The sequence below is a fragment of the Streptomyces cyaneofuscatus genome, from assembly GCF_000718135.1.
GTDB classification, from domain to species: Bacteria; Actinomycetota; Actinomycetes; order Streptomycetales; family Streptomycetaceae; genus Streptomyces; species Streptomyces cyaneofuscatus.
This window is the reverse complement of the sequence record NZ_JOEM01000005.1, coordinates 427,856-444,774: the sequence shown is the minus strand read 5'-3', so window position 1 is coordinate 444,774 and position 16,919 is coordinate 427,856. Positions and strand designations below refer to the sequence as shown.

The window sequence follows — 16,919 nt, the reverse complement described above, 5'->3', positions numbered from 1 at the left end:
GGTCGGTACGGGAGCTTCCGGCCCGGTGGCCGCCGCTCCCGGAAAGGGGGCCACCGGGCTACCGTGGCCGGGTGATTTCCGTACACCGGTCCGAGGACCGCTACCGGGGCGGTGAGCCGGACGCCGGTATCGAGACCCGGCACGCCCTCTCCTTCGGCCCCTTCTACGACCCCGACAACCTCCGCTTCGGCCCGATCCTGGCCTGCAACGAGGAACGCCTGGCAGCGGGCGCGGGATTCGACGAGCACCCGCACAGCCATACGGAGATCGTCACCTGGGTGGTCGAGGGCGAGCTGACCCACCGCGACTCGGCCGGCCACTCCACCGTCGTACGGGCCGGGGACGTCGCCCACCTCAGTGCCGCCGCCGGAGTCCGCCACGTCGAACGCAACGACGGCGAAGCCCCGTTGACCTTCCTCCAGATGTGGCTGGCTCCTCTGGAGTCCGGCGGCGAACCCGCGTACACGGTCGTCCCCGGCATCGCCGACTCCACCCCGTACGCCCTGCCGCAGGCCGGCGCGATGCTGCACGTGCGCCGCCTGACGGAGGGCGAGCGCACGGCGCTGCCGGACGCGGCGCGCCTGTACGTGCATGTGGTGCGGGGTCGAGTCGCGGTGGGCGGGGAGGAGTTGGGGCCGGGGGACGCGGCCCGGATCACGGGCGCGGAAGGGCTGGAGGCGGTCGCGGTGGCGGAGGGGGCGGAGTTGCTGGTCTGGGAGCTGGCCGGCTGATCACCGGCGGGCGCCGGGAGGGGACTTGGTGTCCGTCTCAGGTGGTGGGCGGCCTCACGGCCTCGCCCGCCAGCCGGTCCAGGTCACGCATCGCCTGGCCGTGTGCGCTCATCCGCCGGCTCACCATGCCGATCGTGAACAGCGCCGTTCCCGCGACCGACACGGGTACGGAGAGCCCCAGGACGACCAGCGCCTCGGACCAGTCGTCCGCGACCTTGCTCGTCAGGAGCAGAATCGCGCACCAGCCCCACATCAAGGCCGCCAGAAGCAGGAGACCCGCCCCCCAGTCGCGTATGCGGCCGGACTGCTCCCGGAATTCGAGGTCGTACGCTGATGATCGCATGGCGCACGAATTCAGCAAGCGGGCAGTATGTCTCCGTGACCGCCACCCTTGTCGAGATACATGTGCCGTTGCTGCCGACGCCGGACCTGCCGGACGGCTCCTCCCCGCACGCCTGGATCGACCAGGTCGAGGACTTCCTGGTCGACCTTGAGGACGAGGGCGGTGTCGAAGTCCATGACGAGGGCGAGGAATACGGGGACGCCTACGTCTTCTTCGTCACCGGAGCCGCTGAAGAGGAACTCTTGGCGGTGGCTTCCCGGGTGGCCACGCTGCCCGGGGTTCCCGCAGGCGCGTTCGCGGTCGTCAGCGATGATGAGGCCGAGGAGTTCGGGCAGGGGCGACGAGTAGCGCTTCCCTTGCCCGGAGTGTGAGCTGACCGGAGCGTGAGGGGGGCGAGCGGTGAAGCCGTCCGATGTGCTGATCGTCATCGGCGCCTTGGGTGTGGCCGCGGCGCTGGCCGCCCTGCTCGGGGACGGATGGGTGAGTCAGGCCATGCTGCCGCTCGCGGCCGGAGGGGTTGCCGGGTTCGTCGGGGAGAGGATCAAGGACCGGCGGAAGCGGCGCGGCGGGGGAACGACTCGTTGGCCCAGGCGGAAGGTCCGGCCGTGACCAGGAAACAGGCCGCCGTCGAGTCGCCGGTATACCTCGTGCTGCTGGGCATCTCCGGTCTCTGGACAGCGGCGAGTTCGGGGTCTCCGGTCTACCTCAGGGTGCTCGGAGGAGTGTTCGGCGCGTTCTGCGTGGTGGCTCTGGCCGTTGATTTCGTCAAGGAGCGGCGGCGGAAGCGGGCGGCTGCCGATCTCTGAAAGCAGCAGCGGCGAGGGTGCGGGGCGACCGACTCGCCTCCGTACCGCCGCTGCGGCCGCGTCGGTGTGAACGCGCCTCAGCGCAGCCCGTCCACGAACGCCTGCCAGGCGGGGGCGCCGATGGTGATGGCGGGGCCGGTCGGGTTCTTGCTGTCCCGGACGGGGACGGAGCCGCAGGGGGCGGCGGCCATCTCGACGCAGTCACCGCCGGTGTTGCCGCTGTACGAGGACTTCTGCCAGGCGGCGCCGCCGGTCACGGTGCATTCGACGCAGTCGCCGCCGTTGGGGCCGCTGTACGAGGACTTGCGCCACTCTGCGCCTGTGAGGTCACGGCCGGTTCCCATAGCGTTCCTCCATCACACGAGTGATCGTCGTTGCCGAGTCCTCGGGGGAGAGGGCTGTGGCTTGCAGCCGAGCGTAGCCGAGCGAACGCTCCTTGATCACGGAGGGGTTGGCGGTCATATGGCCCTGGTCGTAGCTCTCCGCGTAGAACAGGTCCGGGTCGTCGTCGAACCGGAGGAGATTGAACGCCCCCGGCATGGCCGGGTATTGGCCGACAGAGAACGGCAGTACCTGGATGTTCACCCACGGGTCGTCCCGGAACTCCAACAGCCGGGCCAGTTGTTCGCGCATCACGTCCGGCCCGCCGACCTCCTGGTGCAGTACGGCCTCGCTCAGGATGACCCACAGCGCGGGCGGGTCCTCCCGCTCCAGGACTCGCTGGCGTTCCAGCCGGGCGGCCACCATCTCGTCCACCTTGTGCGGGTGCTCCATGCCGATCAGGGCTCGCGCGTACGCTTCCGTCTGCAACAGCCCGTAGACCACCTGCGACTGGAAGGTGGAGATGTACGTCGCCTTCGCCTCCATGTCCGCGTACGGACGAAACCAGCTCGGCAGTTGGCTTCGCAGGACCAGCCCCACCAGCGGGGAGAAGTACCCTTCCGCGCGCAGCGCTTGGTCCACGGCCTCCGCGAACTGGCGGGTGGGGACCTTCTTCGTCGTCTCGATCTGGCCGATCAGCGAGCCCGTGCAGTAGAGCATCGCGCCCAACTCGTTCTGTTTCAGGCCGAGCGCCTCGCGCATGCGGCGCAGCTCCGAGCCGAAGTAGTTGAGAGGGGACAGGGTCGGGTCGAGCGTCTGGATGTTGGCCACGGCACGGACCTCCGATGTGCAACGCCTTGGGGCGTTCGATTCACGGCGTAGCCGAGCGTAGCCACGTGATCGCAGGCTGGGAGCATGAACCGTGTATCCATCCCCCGAATTGATCCAGGGGAGCCCGTCTACCGTGCCGACCTCGCCATGGGGGAGCACTCCGCCCGCCATCTGCGCCGCATCATGCGGCTCTACCTCACCACCTGGGACCTGCTCGAACTCGCTCCGGCGGCGGAACTCGCACTCACCGAGCTGATCGCCAACGTGGTGCGGCACGTGCCCGGGCGCCGCTGCCAGACCTTCATTTTCCGGCTGCCGACCGGGGACGGCGTACGCGTGGAGGTCGCGGACAGCAGCCCGTAGATTCCGCTCGCGATCAAGCGCGACGAACTCGACGACGGCGGGCGGGGGCTGATTCTGGTCAATGCCGTCACCGACGACTGGGGCGTGATCAAGCGCTGGGACGGCACGGGGAAGACCGTGTGGTTCGAGTGCGTCGACCGGAGGAAGTCGACGGGCGCCCGCGCCCGGTTCAGCCCGCGACCTCCGACAGGACCGCGTCCGTGAACGGGGTCCAGGCCTCCGCCGCCCACGGTCCGAAGGCCCGGTCGGTCAGCGCCACGCAGGCGACCCCGGCCACCGGGTCGATCCACAGGAACGTGCCCGACTGGCCGAAGTGGCCGAAGGTCGCCGGGGAGGAGGAAGCGCCCGTCCAGTGCGGGGACTTGGAGTCGCGGATCTCGAAGCCGAGGCCCCAGTCGTTCGGGCTCTGGTGGCCGTAGCCCGGCAGGACGCCCTTGAGGCCCGGGTGGACGACGCTCTGGGCCTCCAGGACCGTACGCGGGTCGAGGAGGCGGGGGGCCTGGACCTCGGCGGCGAAGCGGACCAGGTCGTCCACGGTGGAGACGCCGTCGCGGGCGGGGGAGCCGTCCAGGGTCGTGGACGTCATGCCCAGCGGCTCCAGGACCGCCTGGCGCAGGTACTCCGCGAACGGGATGCCGGACGCCTTGGCGATGTGGTCGCCCAGCACCTCGAAGCCCGCGTTGGAGTAGAGGCGGCGGTTGCCGGGCGGGGCCGTCACCCGGTGCTCGTCGAAGGCGAGGCCGCTGGTGTGGGCCAGGAGGTGGCGGACCGTGGAGCCCTCGGGCCCGGCCGGTTCGTCCAGCTCCACGGCCCCCTCCTCGTACGCCACCAGCGCCGCGTAGGCCGCGAGCGGCTTGGTGACCGAGGCGAGGGGGAAGCGGTGGTCGGTCGGGCCGTGCGTACCGAGGACGGTGCCGTCCGCCCGTACGACGGCGGCCGCCGCGGTCGGGACGGGCCAGGTGTCGATGATCCGCAAGCTCTCCATGGGACCCGAGCCTAACGTTCGTGGAACCGGCCCCGTCACCGCGTCCGAAAGGTGACGAAGTCACCAACTCCCGCCCCCTCGGCCGACTACTGTGCGGAGGCGAGGCGCTGCGCACCGCAGCCGTACGAGGAGGTTCCCGTGTCCACTGTGTCATCGGCCTACGGTCCCCAGCACGCTCCCGCCGGCGATGTGGGCGCGGCGCTCATGCTGATCGACTCCCGGCTCCGGAGCATCCACGCGGGTAACGCGGAGACCGACGCCGAACAGCAGGCGATGATGGCGCAGTTCACCGAGTCGCTCGGCCCCGGCGGGGCCGAAGACCTGCTGGACGGCGTCTGCACGCTGATCTACATGTACATGACGTGGCTGCGGAAGGCTCATGAGGACCACGACAAGGACGTCATCGAGTACGTGGTCCCGACCCTGGTCGCCTCGATGCGCATGATGCCCAAGAGCATCCGCCCGGAAGCCGTCCCCACGATGGCCGGCCTGGTCATCGCCGCGGGTACCGGCCTGAGCCCCAGCCTCTGGCGCAAGCAGTACGGCGACTGGACGGAGGCGGAGATGACGCCCCTGGAGGCCACCGCCTTCCTGCTCGCGGAGCACATCAACCGCATCGCCGACGACGAGAACTTCGCCACCCGGGTGATCACCGACGCGCTGACCCGGGCGGAGGAGGAACTCTGAGCCCCCTTCCCCACTGACCGCCTGCCGGCCACGGCTTGCTTCGAGTGCACTCCAAGGATTTAGCGTGGAGGGCATGACGGTGATCGACGGAACCTCCCGGAGCACCCCCGCGACCGGCGCACCACCACGGCCGCAGCCCTCCTCGGGGGTGAACGCCTGCACGGCTCTCCCCAAGCCGCACCCCCGGCCCGAGGGCAAGGACAGCTACACGATCAGCGAGGTCGTCGCCTTCACCGGGCTCACCGCACACACCCTGCGCTGGTACGAACGGATCGGGCTGATGCCCCACGTCGACCGCTCGCACACCGGCCAGCGCCGCTTCTCCAACCGCGACCTGGACTGGCTGGTCTTCGTCGGCAAGCTGCGGCTGACCGGCATGCCCGTCGCCGACATGGTGCGGTACGCGGAGCTGCTGCGTGAGGGCGAGTCCACCTTCGAGGCGCGCCAAGAGCTTCTGGAGTCGACCCGCCGCGATGTGATCACGCGGATCGCGGAGCTCCACGACACCCTCGCCGTTCTCGACCACAAGATCGAGTTCTACGCGGGCGCCCGCACGGCGCCGGAGAGGCACAGCGCCTGATGACCGACAACGACAGGAACACGATCGCCACCACCGTCGAGCTGGGCGGCGAGGGCGGCCCGACGGTCGGCGTCCAAGGGCTCGGCTGCATGGGCATGAGCGAGTTCTACGGGGCCACCGACGAGCTCTCCGCCCGGGACACCCTCGATGCCGCGCTGGAGGCGGGCGTCACGCTCTTCGACACCGCCGACGTCTACGGGCGCGGGGCCAACGAGGAGTTCCTCGCCCCCTTCGTCGGCGCCCACCGCGACGAGATCACCCTCGCCACCAAGTACGCCCTGGTGCGCTCCGACGACCCCGGCTACCGGGGCGTGAGCAACGACCCCGCGTACATCCGGACCGCCGTGGAGGCGAGCCTGCGCCGGCTGAACACCGACGTCATCGACCTCTACTACATGCACCGCCACGACCCGGCCGTCCCGTTCGCCGAATCGGTCGGCGCGATGGCGGAGCTGATCCAGCAGGGCAAGATCAAACAGATCGGGCTGAGCGAGGTCACCGGCCCCGAACTGCGCGCCGCGCACGCCGTGCACCCGATCGCCGCCCTCCAGTCGGAGTGGTCCCTCTTCAGCCGGGACGTGGAGAAGAGCGCGCTCGGTGCTGCGGTGGAACTCGGCGTCACGCTCGTGCCGTACTCGCCGCTCGGACGGGGCTTCCTCACGGGCTCCTTCACCGATGCGGGCAAGGACCTGGGCGAGGGCGACTTCCGCAAGCACCAGCCCCGCTTCACCGGCGACAACGCCCGCACCAACGCGGCCCTGCTGGAGCCGGTCCACAAGATCGCCGCCGCTCGCGGGGTGACGGCCGCCCAGGTGGCCCTCGCCTGGGTGCAGCAGCGGGCACAGGTGCATGGCCTGACCGTGGTCCCCATCCCCGGCACCCGCAAGCGCAGCCGCCTCCTGGAGAACGTCGCAGCCACCCGGCTGACGCTGACACCCGAGGAGCTGGCCCTCCTGGAGCCGATCGCGGGCCAGGTCGCGGGCGACCGCTACCCGGACATGAGCCTGACGTCGTCGGCGCGGGAGTAGGTGCGGCAGGTGGCGATGGCTCACTACGTGGTCATCGCGTGGTTCATGAAGTTCATCACGACCAAGGCCCCCTGGCCCCCTCACGCCAGCCCCAGCGCGAACACCGCGAACCCCGCCGCCAGCACCCCCGCCAGCGCGCGGCGGGCGTTCGCGGCGCGGGTGCCCGCCTTCCACGGGGCGTCGAAGCGGCGGGTGTACCGCGCTATCAGCACCAGTAGCCCCGCGAACACCGGCAGCCACACGATCCGGGCCAGCACCCAGCCCACCGTGTCCGGCCCGGTCGTCAGCCCCGCCACCGCCGCCGTACCCCCGTCCAGCAACGAGGCCGGTACGGCGGCGGCCAGCATCGCGCTCTGGTGCCAGCACAGGATGGTCATCGCCGACAGGTTGACCACCACGACCGGCGCCCACAGCAGCGGGCTGCGCAACGCCCGCCCCAGCCGGTCCCGCACCAGGATCGCCGCCCCGCTCTGCGCCGCCGCCAGCGCCACCACCAGCAGCGACGGCGGGTGCGAGTTGGTCCGCGCCTCACCGGGCACGCCGACCATCGACGCCGGGTAGTGGAACGCCAGCAGCAGCACGGCGAAGAGCACCCCGCCCCCGACGAGCAGCAGCCGCGCACCCCGCTTCCCTATCCGCCCCTCGCCCCACGAGACGCCGAGCTGATAGGCGAAGAGCCACCCCGGCAGGATGTTCAGCACGCTCAGCCAGGACGGCATCCCCTCGGCGAAGGGCCCGTACCGCAGGAAGTCCACCACCGCGACCGACCCCAGCAGCGGCAGCGCCGCCCACCCGCCGAGCCTGCGCGCGAGGCGGACACAGAGCGGGGTGAGCGCCGTGACGACCGTGTACACCCCGACGAACCAGAGCGGCTGGATCACCAGCGTCGACCCCGTACGCAGGGTGTCGCCCGGTACGCCCAGCCAGGACAGCGCGGCCAGCAGCACTGCCCACACCGCGGTCACCCCTAGCACCGGCCGGCCGAGCCGGACCAGCCGCCCGCGCAGCCAGGCGGCCGTGGTCGAGGGGCGGCGGTGGTAGGAGAGGACCGAGGCGTACCCGCCGACCAGGAAGAAGATCCCCAGCATCTGGAGCACCCAGCTGAGCGGGGCGAAGGCCCCGAACGTCGAGAGCGGGGACGCGTTGTGCAGCCCGTCCGCGTCGAGCCGGAACCCGCCGAGCATCCAGTGCCCGAGCGGCACGGCGAGCAGCGCGAGGGCGCGCAGGCCGTCGATGGCCCGGTCCCGGTGGGCGGGGGTGGCGGCCTCGACGCGGGCGGCGAGCCGGTGCGCACGGGTATGGGTAGGGGTGTTCATCGGGCCGCCCCTTCCTCGGTGGCGGCTCCCCGCGCGATCGCCGCGAAGGCCCGCAGCGAGTCCGTGCCCGGCGCGAAGTAGCCGGTGTGGCCCCGGGCGTCGCCGGCCGGTATGCGACGGGCCCCGAACGCCGGGTCCGTGGGGTCGGTCCCGTGGCCGAGCCCGGCGAACCGCACGCTCGGCACGTCGTCGATCCAGTCGGTCGGGTCCTTCGCCGCCCACACCGTGGCCCGGGTCCGCAGCCCGTCCACGTCGTCGGCCCGCATCCCGGGGGAGCCGAGGACCACCAGGTCGGTGGCGGGCAGGCGGTGGGCGGCGAGGCCGCAGACGACGGAGCCGTAGCTGTGGCAGAAGACGGCGGGCTCGGGCAGCCCGTCGGCGGTCAGCCCTTCCGCGAACCGGGTCAGCCGCCCCGCGCCCGCCTCCGCGAGCCGCCCGGTCGCGGCGTCGACGCCCACGCCCACGGGGGTGGTGTACCCGGTCCAGGCGATGACGGCGGTGCCCGGACCGGCCTCTGCGTACAGGGACTTGGCCATACCGGCGGGTGTCCCGTACACATCGTTCGCCCGGTCGAAGGTCCCGGCGTCGTTGTCCGAGCCGGGCACCACCACCGAGACCCCGTGCGCCGAGCGCAGGTCCCCGAAGACCTCGGCGACCTGGCCGCGCCCCCGCGGGTCGAACGCGAGGATCTGGCGGCCGGGGGCGACGAGCGAGCGGTAGCGGGGGTCGTCGTCGGCGGCGAGGGCGAGGGAGTTGGCGCGGTAACGCAGCTCAAGCGGGGCACCGTCGAGATTGCCGACGACGGACGGGTGGCGCAGGAGCAGGAGATGACGCTCCTTGGTGCTCAACCCCTCGAAGAACGCGGCCACTTCGGCGGGGTCCGCGCGCTCCGGATCAGGCAGCTCCGCCCCCAGCACCCGGTCCGCCCGCCACGACGTGGTGCCCGGCGGCGGCCCGGTCAGCGCCTGCTGCGCATCCCCCGAGACCCAGCCCGCCGTCCCCGTCACCACGCTCGTAGCCAGTGCCAACGCGACCACGGTCCTCGCGTATCGGCGCATCGTGCCCTCCCTCTCCGCTGCCGCACCGGGCGGCGCGAGCGAGAGGAAGGTAAGAAGAAGGTGGGTGAGGGGGCGTCACACCGGGGGGCCAACTGCGAAGTGCTACTGGGGTAGGGGGTGGCGGAGACGGCCCCGTGCGAGGGGACGGCTCCCTACGAAGGAGGAGTCAGGCCCCCGCGTCCCCCGGCGTCACCAGCCCCGACTCGTACGCGAAGATCACCGCCTGCGCCCGGTCCCGCAGGTCCAGCTTGGCCAGCACCCGGCCGATGTGCGTCTTCACGGTCTGCTCGGCCAGCACCAGACGCCCCGCGATCTCCTGGTTCGACAGGCCCCGGGCGATCAGCTCCAGCACCTCCGTCTCGCGCGGAGTCAGCCCGTTCAGCCGCAACGCCTGGCCGCCGCGCGTCGCCCCCGACGGCCGCTGCGCCGCGAAGTCCGCGATCAGCCGCCGCGTCACCGAGGGCGCCAGCAGCGCGTCGCCCGCCGCCACCACCCGTACCGCCGCGATCAGATCGGCGGGCGGGGCGTCCTTCAGCAGGAACCCGGAGGCCCCGGCGCGCAGCGCCTCGTACACATAGTCGTCCACGTCGAACGTGGTCAGCATCAGCACCTTCGGCCGGTGCACCACCCCGATCGGCGGGTTCAACAGCTCGCGGGCGGCGGCCAGTCCGTCCATCTCCGGCATCCGCACGTCCATCAGGACCACATCCGGGTGCTGGTGGCGGCTGACCTCCACGCCCTGCCGGCCGTCCGCCGCCTCGCCGACCACGTCGATGTCGCTCTGCGCCGCCAGCAGCGCCGCGAACCCCGCCCGCACCATGGCCTGGTCGTCGACGATGATCACGCGGATGGTCACAGATCCTCCGGAGGCAGGGGCGTTGGCGGTGCGGCGGACGGCGCGGTGGACGGGGGGGCGGGCGGCGCGGTGGCCGGGGGCAGCGGCATCCGGGCCGCGACCCGGAACCCGCCGTCGGGCAGCGGACCGGTGTCCAGCGTGCCGCCGGTCAACCGTACGCGCTCACGCATCCCGACCAGCCCGTGCCCGGTCCCGCTCGTCTCCAGCGGCGAACCGCGGGTGGCGGCGCGCTCGTTGACGACGAGCACGAGGAGGTGGCCGCGCTCCGGCGAGACGAGGACCCGGGTGCGGGCCCCCGGCGCGTGCCGCACGACGTTGGCCAAGGCCTCCTGCACGATCCGGTACGCCGACAGGTCCACCGCCGGGGGCACCTCGACCCGCCCCGAGCTCAGCTCCTTGCTGAGCGCCAGCTCCGCCGGCAGCCCCGCCCGCACGGTCGCCTCCACCAACTGCTGGAGCCGGTCCAGGCCGGGCTGCGGCGCCCGGTCGCCCTCGGTCCCCTCACTGCGCAGCACCGACAGCAGCCGCCGCATCTCGCCCAGCGACTCCCGCGCCGCCGCCGCGATCGCCGTGAACTCCTCCTCGGCGGCCTTCGGCAGCCCGCTGATCCGGTAGGGGGCGGAGTCCGCCTGCACGGTGATCACCGACATGTGGTGGGCGACCACGTCGTGCAGCTCACGCGCGATCCGGGTCCGCTCCTCCAGCAGCGTCCGCTGCGCCCGCTCGGCCTCGCTGATCGTCTCCTGCTCGGCCAGCCGGCGCTGCGCGACGCCCCGCTCCCGTACCGCCCCGCCGATCACCAGCACCACCCCGCCGAGGATCGTCAGCAGCAGGGCACTGCCGCTGCTGCGGTCCGGTGCGATCAGGTGCAGGGCGGCGCCGGCTGCGCCCGTCACTGCCCAGACGGCGATCACGGTCCGCCGTGTCTCGCGCAGCCCGAGCGCCAGCAGCAGGAAGAGGTAGGCGACGATCACCGGCGGGGTCCACGGCCAGACGTCGTGCGGATCGGCGGGCTGCGCCAGCAGCACCAGCGCGCCCAGGACGTCGGCGGGGAAGATGATCCACCAGGCCTGGAGGGGCCGGTGGGCCAGCATCAGCAGCGGCGCCGCCTGGGCCACGCCGAGCGCCCCCGCCAGCGCGCCGGGCACGCCGTACTGCGTGGTCAGGTTGGTGATGGTGACCGGGATGAACGTCGCGGCCAGCGCGAGGACCACGACGTACGGAAGCAGCCGCTGCCACCGCTTCGGGGCGTGCGCCAGCAACGGCGTGGACGGATGGGACGCGTGGGACAGCCCGTGGGCGAGCTCGCGCAGATTGCGGCGGGCGGCGCTCAGCAGGCCGTCGGCGGGCGGCAGGGGCCCGGTGGGGGAAGTGGACATGACCGGGTCAGCCTAGGAGGGCGAACGCCTCCCGGGCGTCATACCGGGGACTTGACCGCCCCCGGCCCGCCTCATACCGGGGTACGGGGTGGCGGGGTCGCACTCCGGGACGTACGGGATGGCAGGGCAGGTCTCCGGTGCGTACGGGGCCTCACAGCTCCGCCAGCAGTTGTGCCTTCTTCGCGCTGTACTCGTCGTCCGTCACCAGTCCCGCCTGATGGAGTTCGCCTAGGTGATGGATCCGCTCGGCGATGTCCGCGGGGTCGCGCCGCCCGGCGTTCACCAGGACCGGAGCCGGGACGGCCGGCGCGCTCTGGGTGCTGCGTACGGATTCCAGTACGGCGGCGGCGAAGGGCAGCGACTCGTGCACCGGCCCGTAGCCGAGGCCGAAAAGGACCGCCGCCGGGTCCTGGTCCGCCGGGGCTCGGTTCACGGTGGCCGGGGCGCCGTCCACGGCTATGCCCGCCGCCTCAAGACCAGGGCTGACGGGCCGGTGGAGGTCGCCGAGGCTGCCGCCGGTGCGGTGGTCCGCCGGGACGGCCGCACGGGGCACCAGACGGAGATAGCCGTCGAGGCCCTCGGGGGAGCGCCACTCGATTCCGGCCAGTTCGCTCACCCGGTACGTCTGGTCACCGGCCTTCCACTTCGCGCTGGAGGCCCCCGTCCAGAACCACCGGAAGGAGATCCGCTCCCCGTCGAAGGCGGCCCGTCCGTCGTACGCCTTGAACTGCATCGGCGCCTCGGGGGCGGCGACCAGGAAACGGTCGGCGGGCTCGTCGGACGCGGGGCCCAGACAGGACCGCAGCTCGTCCGCGTAGTACTCCGCGAGCAGCTCCCGGTCCGCAGGAAGCACCAGGCGGTAGGGGTCGCACCCCTCCTTCAGCTGCCCCGCGGCAGCCTCCAGGAGCGGGTCCGCACCCGGTCTCGGCACGACACGCAGCACCACCGTGTCCCGCTTGCCCGGGGTCAGCGTCACCGACGACAGCGCAGCATGCGGGATGCGGCGCTCCCGCAGGCTCTGCAGGAGCTTCGGCGTGCGGATACCCCGTTCGAAGCGGATGAGCACGGAGTCGGCGTCGAACTCCCAGGTGGCATGAATTCCGGCCAGCACATCACCCATGTGCCTCATCGTATGCGGCACAGGCTCACACGTCCCCCCTCGGCGTAAGTCGCAATTAATCGGCTTGTCACGCCGCTCTACGCGCGTCAGCCTTCCCGGTCACCGGAAATACCACTGTGGCAAGCGCCATCGGCGGTTGCGCAGCTGACCGATCCGTAGGCGCCGACGCCGATCGCCGCGAAGTTGCCGAGGCTCTCGGTGCCGGGTTCGAAGTAGCCGCTGTGGCCCGCGGCGCCGGCCGCCGAGACCAGCCGGGCCCCGAAGGCCGGGTCGACCGGGTCCGCGCCGTGCCCGATGCCGCCGAACTCCAGGTGCGGCACGTCCTGGATCCAGTCGTCCCGGTCCCGCATCGCCCAGATCCGGGCGTCGGTGTCGAGCCGCGCGGCACTCTCGGCCCGCATACCGGGGGATCCGGCGACCGCGATGTCGGCCACCCGGTCGGGGGCCTTGTCGGCGGCCACCCCGCACACCACGGAGCCGTAGCTGTGGCAGAACAGCGAGACCGTGGACGTGCCGGGCAACGCCCCCACCAGAGCGTTCAGCCGCAGGGCGCCCTCCGTCGCGAGTCCGCCGAGCGCCGCGTCCATGCCGAGACCGGCCGGGGCGGTGTAGTCGGCCCAGGCGATGACGGCGGTACGGGTGCCGGGGGAGGCCGCGCGCTCCGCCCCGTACAGGGACTTCGCCATGCCGACGGGCGCGGAGTTGACGCGCCGGCTCCGCTCCAGGGTGAGGAGGTTGGTGTCGACGCCCGGGACGACCACGGAGACCCGGGAGGCCCGGTCGAGATCGCCGAACACCTCGGCGGCACGGCCGCGCCCGGACGGGTCGAAGGCAAGGATCTGGCGGTCCTTCGCGAGCATCGACCGGAAGCGGGCCGCCCGCTGGGCCGCCTCGCTGCGGCCGCCCTCCGAGAGCGTCTCGTCGTACGTACGCCGCTTCTCGACGGCCACCGCCTGCTTCAGGGCCAGCCGGTTGGCGTGGTAGCGCAGGGTGACCGGGACTCCGTTCAGGTTCCCCACGACCGTGGGGTACTTGTCGGCGAGCGACCTCTGCTGCCCCGAGGTGAGCGTGGCGAAGAAGTGGGCCATCCGGAAGGCGGGCGCCCCGGCCTCCGGCAGCGGACGCCCCGCTATCCGGTCCCGCGCCCAGGAGGCGAGGGCCAGCTCACGCGCCCCGTCGGCCTGGTGATCCCGTACGGCGGACCATCCCGTCGTCGCCAGCATCACGAACACGACCGCTACGGCGAGCAGCGCGCGCCATGCGGTCAGGGTGGGGGAGGAGTCGAAAGAAGTCACTGCGCCACACCCTAGGAGACGTGCGCGTATGACCGTGATTCAGGTGAGGTACATCACCCGGCTGCGAAGGATTCAACCGCAATTCTTCACGGACGGTCACGGCCGACCGCTGTCGCTGTGGTAGCCGCCGTCCGCCTGGAGGCCGTGGTCACCCCGCCTGCCGCCAGTCCCCCGCCAGCGCCGGGACGAGCTGGTCCAGATACTCCTCGGTGAGGTCGCGCAGCGCCTCCACGCTCGAATCGTGGCCCTGGCCCCACAGCTGGCCGGTCACCCGCATCACCCCGGAGAACGCGGCGACGGCCACCCGGGGCCGCGGGTCCCGCGTCACGTCGAGACCCTCGCGCTCCGCGATCAGCTGGGCGATCTGGTTCTCCAGGGCGATCCCGCGCCGCATATGGGCGGCGAGCAGGGAGGGGGTCGATTCGATCATCTGGTACGTGCGCATATGGAGGTCGACCGTGATGACCTCCTCGATCGCCTCACCGATGCTGTTCCAGGCGCAGAGCACCGCCCGGCGCATCGCCTCGAACGGGGCCTCGCCGGCGGGGCGGTCGCGCAGCTCCGCGATGAAGCGGGACTCGACCATCTCCTGTACCGCGAACGTGATGTCCTCCTTGCTCGCGAAGTAGCGGAAGAAGGTGCGCTGGGAGACGTCGACCGCCTCGACGATCTCGTCGACGGTGGTGCGTTCGTACCCCTGGGTCGTGAAGAGTTCGAGGGCGGCGCGCAACAGGGCGTCGCGGGTGCGCTGCTTCTTGCGCTCACGCAGTCCGGGCCGGGTCGCGGCTCTCTGCCCATGGGTCACGTACTAGTCCTCTTTTCCCTCGTTTGTCCAGGTCAGCTTACCTGTGAGCTACGCGACAGCTACTGTCTCGTGAATGCGTTTGTCAACTGTCAGCGGCTGTCACTAGTCTCCGCGTATGACTAGTCAGACCACCGTCGAGAAGGCGCCGCGGGAACCGGAAGACGGCCCCGTACCCGCCGCGGCCAAGGGGCTTCGCGGCCACCCCTGGCTGACCCTGTTCGCCGTCGCCATCGGCGTGATGATGGTCGCGCTCGACGGCACGATCGTCGCCATCGCGAACCCCGCGATCCAGAAGGACCTCGGCGCCACGCTCGCCGACGTCCAGTGGATCACCAACGGCTATCTGCTCGCCCTGGCCGTCGCCCTGATCACCGCGGGCAAGCTCGGCGACCGCTTCGGCCACCGCCAGACCTTCCTCATCGGCATCGCGGGCTTCGCGGCCTCCTCCGCCGCGATCGGCTTCTCCAAGGAGATCGGCCTGGTCGTCCTCTTCCGCGTGCTCCAGGGCCTCTTCGGCGCCCTGCTGATGCCCGCCGCGCTCGGCCTCCTGCGGGCCACCTTCCCCGCCGAGAAGCTGAACATGGCCATCGGCATCTGGGGCATGGTCATCGGGGCGTCCACCGCGGGCGGCCCCATCGTCGGCGGTCTGCTCGTCGAGCACGTCAGCTGGCAGTCGGTCTTCTTCATCAACGTGCCGGTCGGCATCGTCGCGCTCATCTTCGGCCTGGTGATCCTCAAGGACCACCGCGCCGCCAACGCGCCGCGCTCCTTCGACATCCTGGGCATCGTGCTGCTCTCGGGCGCGATGTTCTCCCTCATCTGGGGCATCATCAAGGCCGGTGAGTCCTGGGGCTGGGGCGGCGCCTGGACCTGGTTCTTCCTCGGCCTCGCGATCGCCCTCTTCCTCGCCTTCGGCCTCTGGCAGACGCGGGTGCGCGAGCCGCTCGTCCCGCTGACGATGTTCCGCTCCATCCCGTTGACGGCCGGCACCATCCTCATGGTGCTGATGGCGTTCGCCTTCATGGGCGGCCTCTTCTTCGTGACGTTCTTCCTCCAGGGCGTCCACGGCCTCAGCCCGGTCGACAGCGGTCTCCACCTGCTGCCGCTGACCGCCATGATGATCGTCTCCTCGCCGGTCGCCGGTCTGCTGATCACCAAGTTCGGCCCCCGTGTGCCGCTGGTCGGCGGCATGGTCTGCACGGCCACCGCCATGTTCGGCATGACGACGCTCAGCGAGTCCACCGGCACCTTCGCCATGTCCCTCTGGTTCGCCCTGCTCGGCTGCGGACTCGCCCCGGTCATGGTCGGCGCCACCGAGGTCATCGTCGGCAACGCGCCGCTGGAGCTCTCCGGCGTGGCCGGCGGCCTCCAGCAGGCCGCCATGCAGGTCGGCGGCGCCCTCGGCACCGCCGTCCTCGGCGCGGTCATGTCCTCCAAGGTCAGCTCGGAGTTCGCGGGCAACTGGACGGACGCGGGCCTGCCCGGCACGCCCGACCCGAAGCTGGAGGAAGCCGCCGAGTTCGGCATGGTCCCGGTGGACGCCCTCTCCAAGGCTCCCGGCATGACGCCGGACGTCATCGACACCATCGGCGGCGTCATCCACGACACGTTCATGTCCGGCATGGGCCTGGCCTTCACCGTCGCGGGCGTCGTCGCTGTCATCGCGGCCGGTGTCGCCACCCTCACCAAGCGCGGCGCGAACGCCGAGGCGGGCGCGGGAGTCGGCCACATCTAGGCGCTCACGGCGTCAACACAGCGCACACCACAGCCCCGCCGAATCCTTTCGGCGGGGCTGTCGCCTATCAGGGTGGCGTGGGCCGTCCCCCTCTTCCCCGGGCGCTTCCGCGCTGGTCAGGGTGGTCAGGACAGCACCGCGCCACGACAGGGCGCGGCGCACGACCACGGGGGTTGATCCATCATGCGTACGACCACGCGCACGACCATGCGCACGAACCGCACGACCGTTCTCGCCGCAGGCCTGGCCGTCACCGCGCTCACCGCACTCATCCCGCAGGCGCTCGCCCAGGACCGGTCCCCGGCGCGCGTGCAGCCTGCCTCCGACGTCCGGCTCGGCACCTGCGAGGCCGGCCGGCTCTGCCTCTGGAAGAAGCCCGACTTCACCGGCGCCCGGCAGACGTACGAACTCTCCACCGTCGACATCGAGAGCTGCACCCCGCTCCCCAAGGGCGGCGACGCCCAGTCCCTCGCCAATCGCACCGGCCGGCCCGTCACCACCTACCAGTCCGCCGAATGCCAGGAGACGGGTGAGTTCGAGACGTACCCGGGCGGCGGGACCTGGCTGCCCCGCTCCCCGTACCAGGTACGGGCGTTCAAAATCTGGGAGAACTAGCGTCCGCGACCGGACACGCCGAGGGGCGGCGACGCACGCGCGTCACCGCCCCTCGGACCCCCACA

The 16,919-nt window shown here is 71.7% G+C and carries 21 protein-coding genes; 10 read left to right on the top strand and 11 right to left on the bottom strand.

Annotation, left to right across the window (positions count from 1 at the left end; all coding sequences use genetic code 11):
• The first annotated feature begins 71 nt into the window (after window positions 1-71).
• The gene (locus tag IF17_RS0111105) at window positions 72-731 is read left to right on the top strand and encodes a pirin family protein (protein WP_030564683.1); all 660 of its coding nucleotides are present in this window, start codon (window positions 72-74) and stop codon (window positions 729-731) included.
• Between the two features lie 37 nt (window positions 732-768).
• Here IF17_RS0111105 and IF17_RS0111100 read toward each other — a convergent pair whose 3' ends face one another.
• Window positions 769-1,074 (bottom strand): hypothetical protein, encoded by a 306-nt coding sequence (locus IF17_RS0111100; RefSeq protein ID WP_030564681.1) that lies wholly within the window; start codon window positions 1,072-1,074, stop codon window positions 769-771.
• A 35-nt stretch (window positions 1,075-1,109) separates the two neighbouring features.
• On the opposite strand from IF17_RS0111100, the gene IF17_RS0111095 reads away from it, so the two are divergent.
• The 3 genes from IF17_RS0111095 to IF17_RS01000000136295 are packed head-to-tail and all read left to right on the top strand — an operon-like array spanning window position 1,110 to window position 1,880.
• Entirely contained in the window at window positions 1,110-1,445 is a 336-nt protein-coding gene (locus IF17_RS0111095; protein WP_030564679.1) for a hypothetical protein, read from the top strand.
• 28 nt (window positions 1,446-1,473) lie between these two features.
• Window positions 1,474-1,683: a hypothetical protein gene (locus IF17_RS0111090; protein ID WP_030564677.1), complete on the top strand. Its 210-nt coding sequence runs from the start codon at window positions 1,474-1,476 to the stop codon at window positions 1,681-1,683.
• Window positions 1,680-1,880 carry a hypothetical protein gene (locus IF17_RS01000000136295; RefSeq protein WP_032771837.1) on the top strand — a complete coding sequence of 67 codons (201 nt, stop codon included), beginning with the start codon at window positions 1,680-1,682 and terminating at the stop codon, window positions 1,878-1,880. Before IF17_RS0111090 ends, IF17_RS01000000136295 begins: the two co-directional genes overlap by 4 nt.
• A gap of 77 nt (window positions 1,881-1,957) precedes the next feature.
• Here IF17_RS01000000136295 and IF17_RS0111080 read toward each other — a convergent pair whose 3' ends face one another.
• Together IF17_RS0111080 and IF17_RS0111075 are read right to left on the bottom strand one after the other, a co-directional pair.
• Window positions 1,958-2,224 carry a DUF397 domain-containing protein gene (locus IF17_RS0111080; RefSeq protein ID WP_030564675.1) on the bottom strand — a complete coding sequence of 89 codons (267 nt, stop codon included), beginning with the start codon at window positions 2,222-2,224 and terminating at the stop codon, window positions 1,958-1,960.
• Window positions 2,208-3,032, bottom strand: coding sequence for a helix-turn-helix domain-containing protein (locus IF17_RS0111075; RefSeq protein WP_030564667.1), 825 nt, complete (start codon window positions 3,030-3,032; stop codon window positions 2,208-2,210). The genes IF17_RS0111080 and IF17_RS0111075 overlap by 17 nt, the downstream gene beginning before the upstream one ends.
• 84 nt (window positions 3,033-3,116) lie before the next feature.
• Between IF17_RS0111075 and IF17_RS1000000140350 the strand changes: the two genes are divergently transcribed.
• Window positions 3,117-3,395, top strand: a complete 279-nt coding sequence (locus IF17_RS1000000140350; protein ID WP_425315161.1) for an ATP-binding protein — start codon at window positions 3,117-3,119, stop codon at window positions 3,393-3,395.
• A 169-nt stretch (window positions 3,396-3,564) separates the two neighbouring features.
• On the opposite strand, the gene IF17_RS0111065 is transcribed toward IF17_RS1000000140350, so the two are convergent.
• A complete protein-coding gene (locus tag IF17_RS0111065; protein WP_030564666.1) occupies window positions 3,565-4,380 on the bottom strand; it encodes a serine hydrolase domain-containing protein in 816 nt (271 codons plus the stop codon).
• A gap of 147 nt (window positions 4,381-4,527) precedes the next feature.
• On the opposite strand from IF17_RS0111065, the gene IF17_RS0111060 reads away from it, so the two are divergent.
• From IF17_RS0111060 to IF17_RS0111050, 3 genes are all read left to right on the top strand, one after another.
• Window positions 4,528-5,067, top strand: coding sequence for a hypothetical protein (locus IF17_RS0111060; protein WP_030564665.1), 540 nt, complete (start codon window positions 4,528-4,530; stop codon window positions 5,065-5,067).
• A gap of 73 nt (window positions 5,068-5,140) precedes the next feature.
• Window positions 5,141-5,647 (top strand): MerR family transcriptional regulator, encoded by a 507-nt coding sequence (locus tag IF17_RS0111055; protein WP_030564664.1) that lies wholly within the window; start codon window positions 5,141-5,143, stop codon window positions 5,645-5,647.
• On the top strand, window positions 5,647-6,675 hold the full coding sequence (locus IF17_RS0111050; protein ID WP_030564663.1) for an aldo/keto reductase: 1,029 nt from the start codon (window positions 5,647-5,649) through the stop codon (window positions 6,673-6,675). Before IF17_RS0111055 ends, IF17_RS0111050 begins: the two co-directional genes overlap by 1 nt.
• 80 nt (window positions 6,676-6,755) lie before the next feature.
• On the opposite strand, the gene IF17_RS0111045 is transcribed toward IF17_RS0111050, so the two are convergent.
• The 7 genes from IF17_RS0111045 to IF17_RS0111015 form a co-directional block, all read right to left on the bottom strand.
• Entirely contained in the window at window positions 6,756-7,991 is a 1,236-nt protein-coding gene (locus IF17_RS0111045) for an acyltransferase family protein (RefSeq protein ID WP_030564662.1), read from the bottom strand.
• A complete protein-coding gene (locus IF17_RS0111040; RefSeq protein WP_030564661.1) occupies window positions 7,988-9,049 on the bottom strand; it encodes an alpha/beta hydrolase in 1,062 nt (353 codons plus the stop codon). Before IF17_RS0111040 ends, IF17_RS0111045 begins: the two co-directional genes overlap by 4 nt.
• Before the next feature lie 166 nt (window positions 9,050-9,215).
• The gene (locus IF17_RS0111035; protein ID WP_018511697.1) at window positions 9,216-9,905 is read right to left on the bottom strand and encodes a response regulator; all 690 of its coding nucleotides are present in this window, start codon (window positions 9,903-9,905) and stop codon (window positions 9,216-9,218) included.
• Window positions 9,902-11,284 carry a sensor histidine kinase gene (locus IF17_RS0111030; protein ID WP_030564660.1) on the bottom strand — a complete coding sequence of 461 codons (1,383 nt, stop codon included), beginning with the start codon at window positions 11,282-11,284 and terminating at the stop codon, window positions 9,902-9,904. Before IF17_RS0111030 ends, IF17_RS0111035 begins: the two co-directional genes overlap by 4 nt.
• Window positions 11,285-11,435: 151 nt before the next feature.
• The gene (locus tag IF17_RS0111025) at window positions 11,436-12,404 is read right to left on the bottom strand and encodes a DUF4429 domain-containing protein (RefSeq protein ID WP_018511699.1); all 969 of its coding nucleotides are present in this window, start codon (window positions 12,402-12,404) and stop codon (window positions 11,436-11,438) included.
• Between the two features lie 86 nt (window positions 12,405-12,490).
• Window positions 12,491-13,699, bottom strand: a complete 1,209-nt coding sequence (locus IF17_RS0111020) for an alpha/beta hydrolase (protein WP_030564658.1) — start codon at window positions 13,697-13,699, stop codon at window positions 12,491-12,493.
• A gap of 148 nt (window positions 13,700-13,847) precedes the next feature.
• On the bottom strand, window positions 13,848-14,504 hold the full coding sequence (locus IF17_RS0111015; protein ID WP_030564656.1) for a TetR family transcriptional regulator: 657 nt from the start codon (window positions 14,502-14,504) through the stop codon (window positions 13,848-13,850).
• A 115-nt stretch (window positions 14,505-14,619) separates the two neighbouring features.
• Here IF17_RS0111015 and IF17_RS0111010 point away from each other — a divergent pair, with 115 nt between their 5' ends.
• Both IF17_RS0111010 and IF17_RS0111005 read left to right on the top strand, forming a co-directional pair.
• Window positions 14,620-16,239: an MFS transporter gene (locus IF17_RS0111010; RefSeq protein WP_030564654.1), complete on the top strand. Its 1,620-nt coding sequence runs from the start codon at window positions 14,620-14,622 to the stop codon at window positions 16,237-16,239.
• Window positions 16,240-16,422: 183 nt separating this feature from the next.
• Window positions 16,423-16,854 carry a peptidase inhibitor family I36 protein gene (locus IF17_RS0111005; protein WP_018511703.1) on the top strand — a complete coding sequence of 144 codons (432 nt, stop codon included), beginning with the start codon at window positions 16,423-16,425 and terminating at the stop codon, window positions 16,852-16,854.
• Window positions 16,855-16,919: the final 65 nt, after the last annotated feature.

What these genes read in the sequence shown, in the direction of transcription:
- IF17_RS0111100 (WP_030564681.1), bottom strand. Translation starts at nt 1,074, where the DNA reads ATGCGATCATCAGCGTACGACCTCGAATTCCGGGAGCAGTCCGGCCGC.
- IF17_RS0111080 (WP_030564675.1), bottom strand. Translation starts at nt 2,224, where the DNA reads ATGGGAACCGGCCGTGACCTCACAGGCGCAGAGTGGCGCAAGTCCTCG.
- IF17_RS1000000140350 (WP_425315161.1), top strand. Translation starts at nt 3,117, where the DNA reads ATGAACCGTGTATCCATCCCCCGAATTGATCCAGGGGAGCCCGTCTAC.
- IF17_RS0111065 (WP_030564666.1), bottom strand. Translation starts at nt 4,380, where the DNA reads ATGGAGAGCTTGCGGATCATCGACACCTGGCCCGTCCCGACCGCGGCG.
- IF17_RS0111055 (WP_030564664.1), top strand. Translation starts at nt 5,141, where the DNA reads ATGACGGTGATCGACGGAACCTCCCGGAGCACCCCCGCGACCGGCGCA.
- IF17_RS0111050 (WP_030564663.1), top strand. Translation starts at nt 5,647, where the DNA reads ATGACCGACAACGACAGGAACACGATCGCCACCACCGTCGAGCTGGGC.
- IF17_RS0111045 (WP_030564662.1), bottom strand. Translation starts at nt 7,991, where the DNA reads ATGAACACCCCTACCCATACCCGTGCGCACCGGCTCGCCGCCCGCGTC.
- IF17_RS0111040 (WP_030564661.1), bottom strand. Translation starts at nt 9,049, where the DNA reads ATGCGCCGATACGCGAGGACCGTGGTCGCGTTGGCACTGGCTACGAGC.
- IF17_RS0111030 (WP_030564660.1), bottom strand. Translation starts at nt 11,284, where the DNA reads ATGTCCACTTCCCCCACCGGGCCCCTGCCGCCCGCCGACGGCCTGCTG.
- IF17_RS0111025 (WP_018511699.1), bottom strand. Translation starts at nt 12,404, where the DNA reads ATGGGTGATGTGCTGGCCGGAATTCATGCCACCTGGGAGTTCGACGCC.
- IF17_RS0111010 (WP_030564654.1), top strand. Translation starts at nt 14,620, where the DNA reads ATGACTAGTCAGACCACCGTCGAGAAGGCGCCGCGGGAACCGGAAGAC.
- IF17_RS0111005 (WP_018511703.1), top strand. Translation starts at nt 16,423, where the DNA reads ATGCGTACGACCACGCGCACGACCATGCGCACGAACCGCACGACCGTT.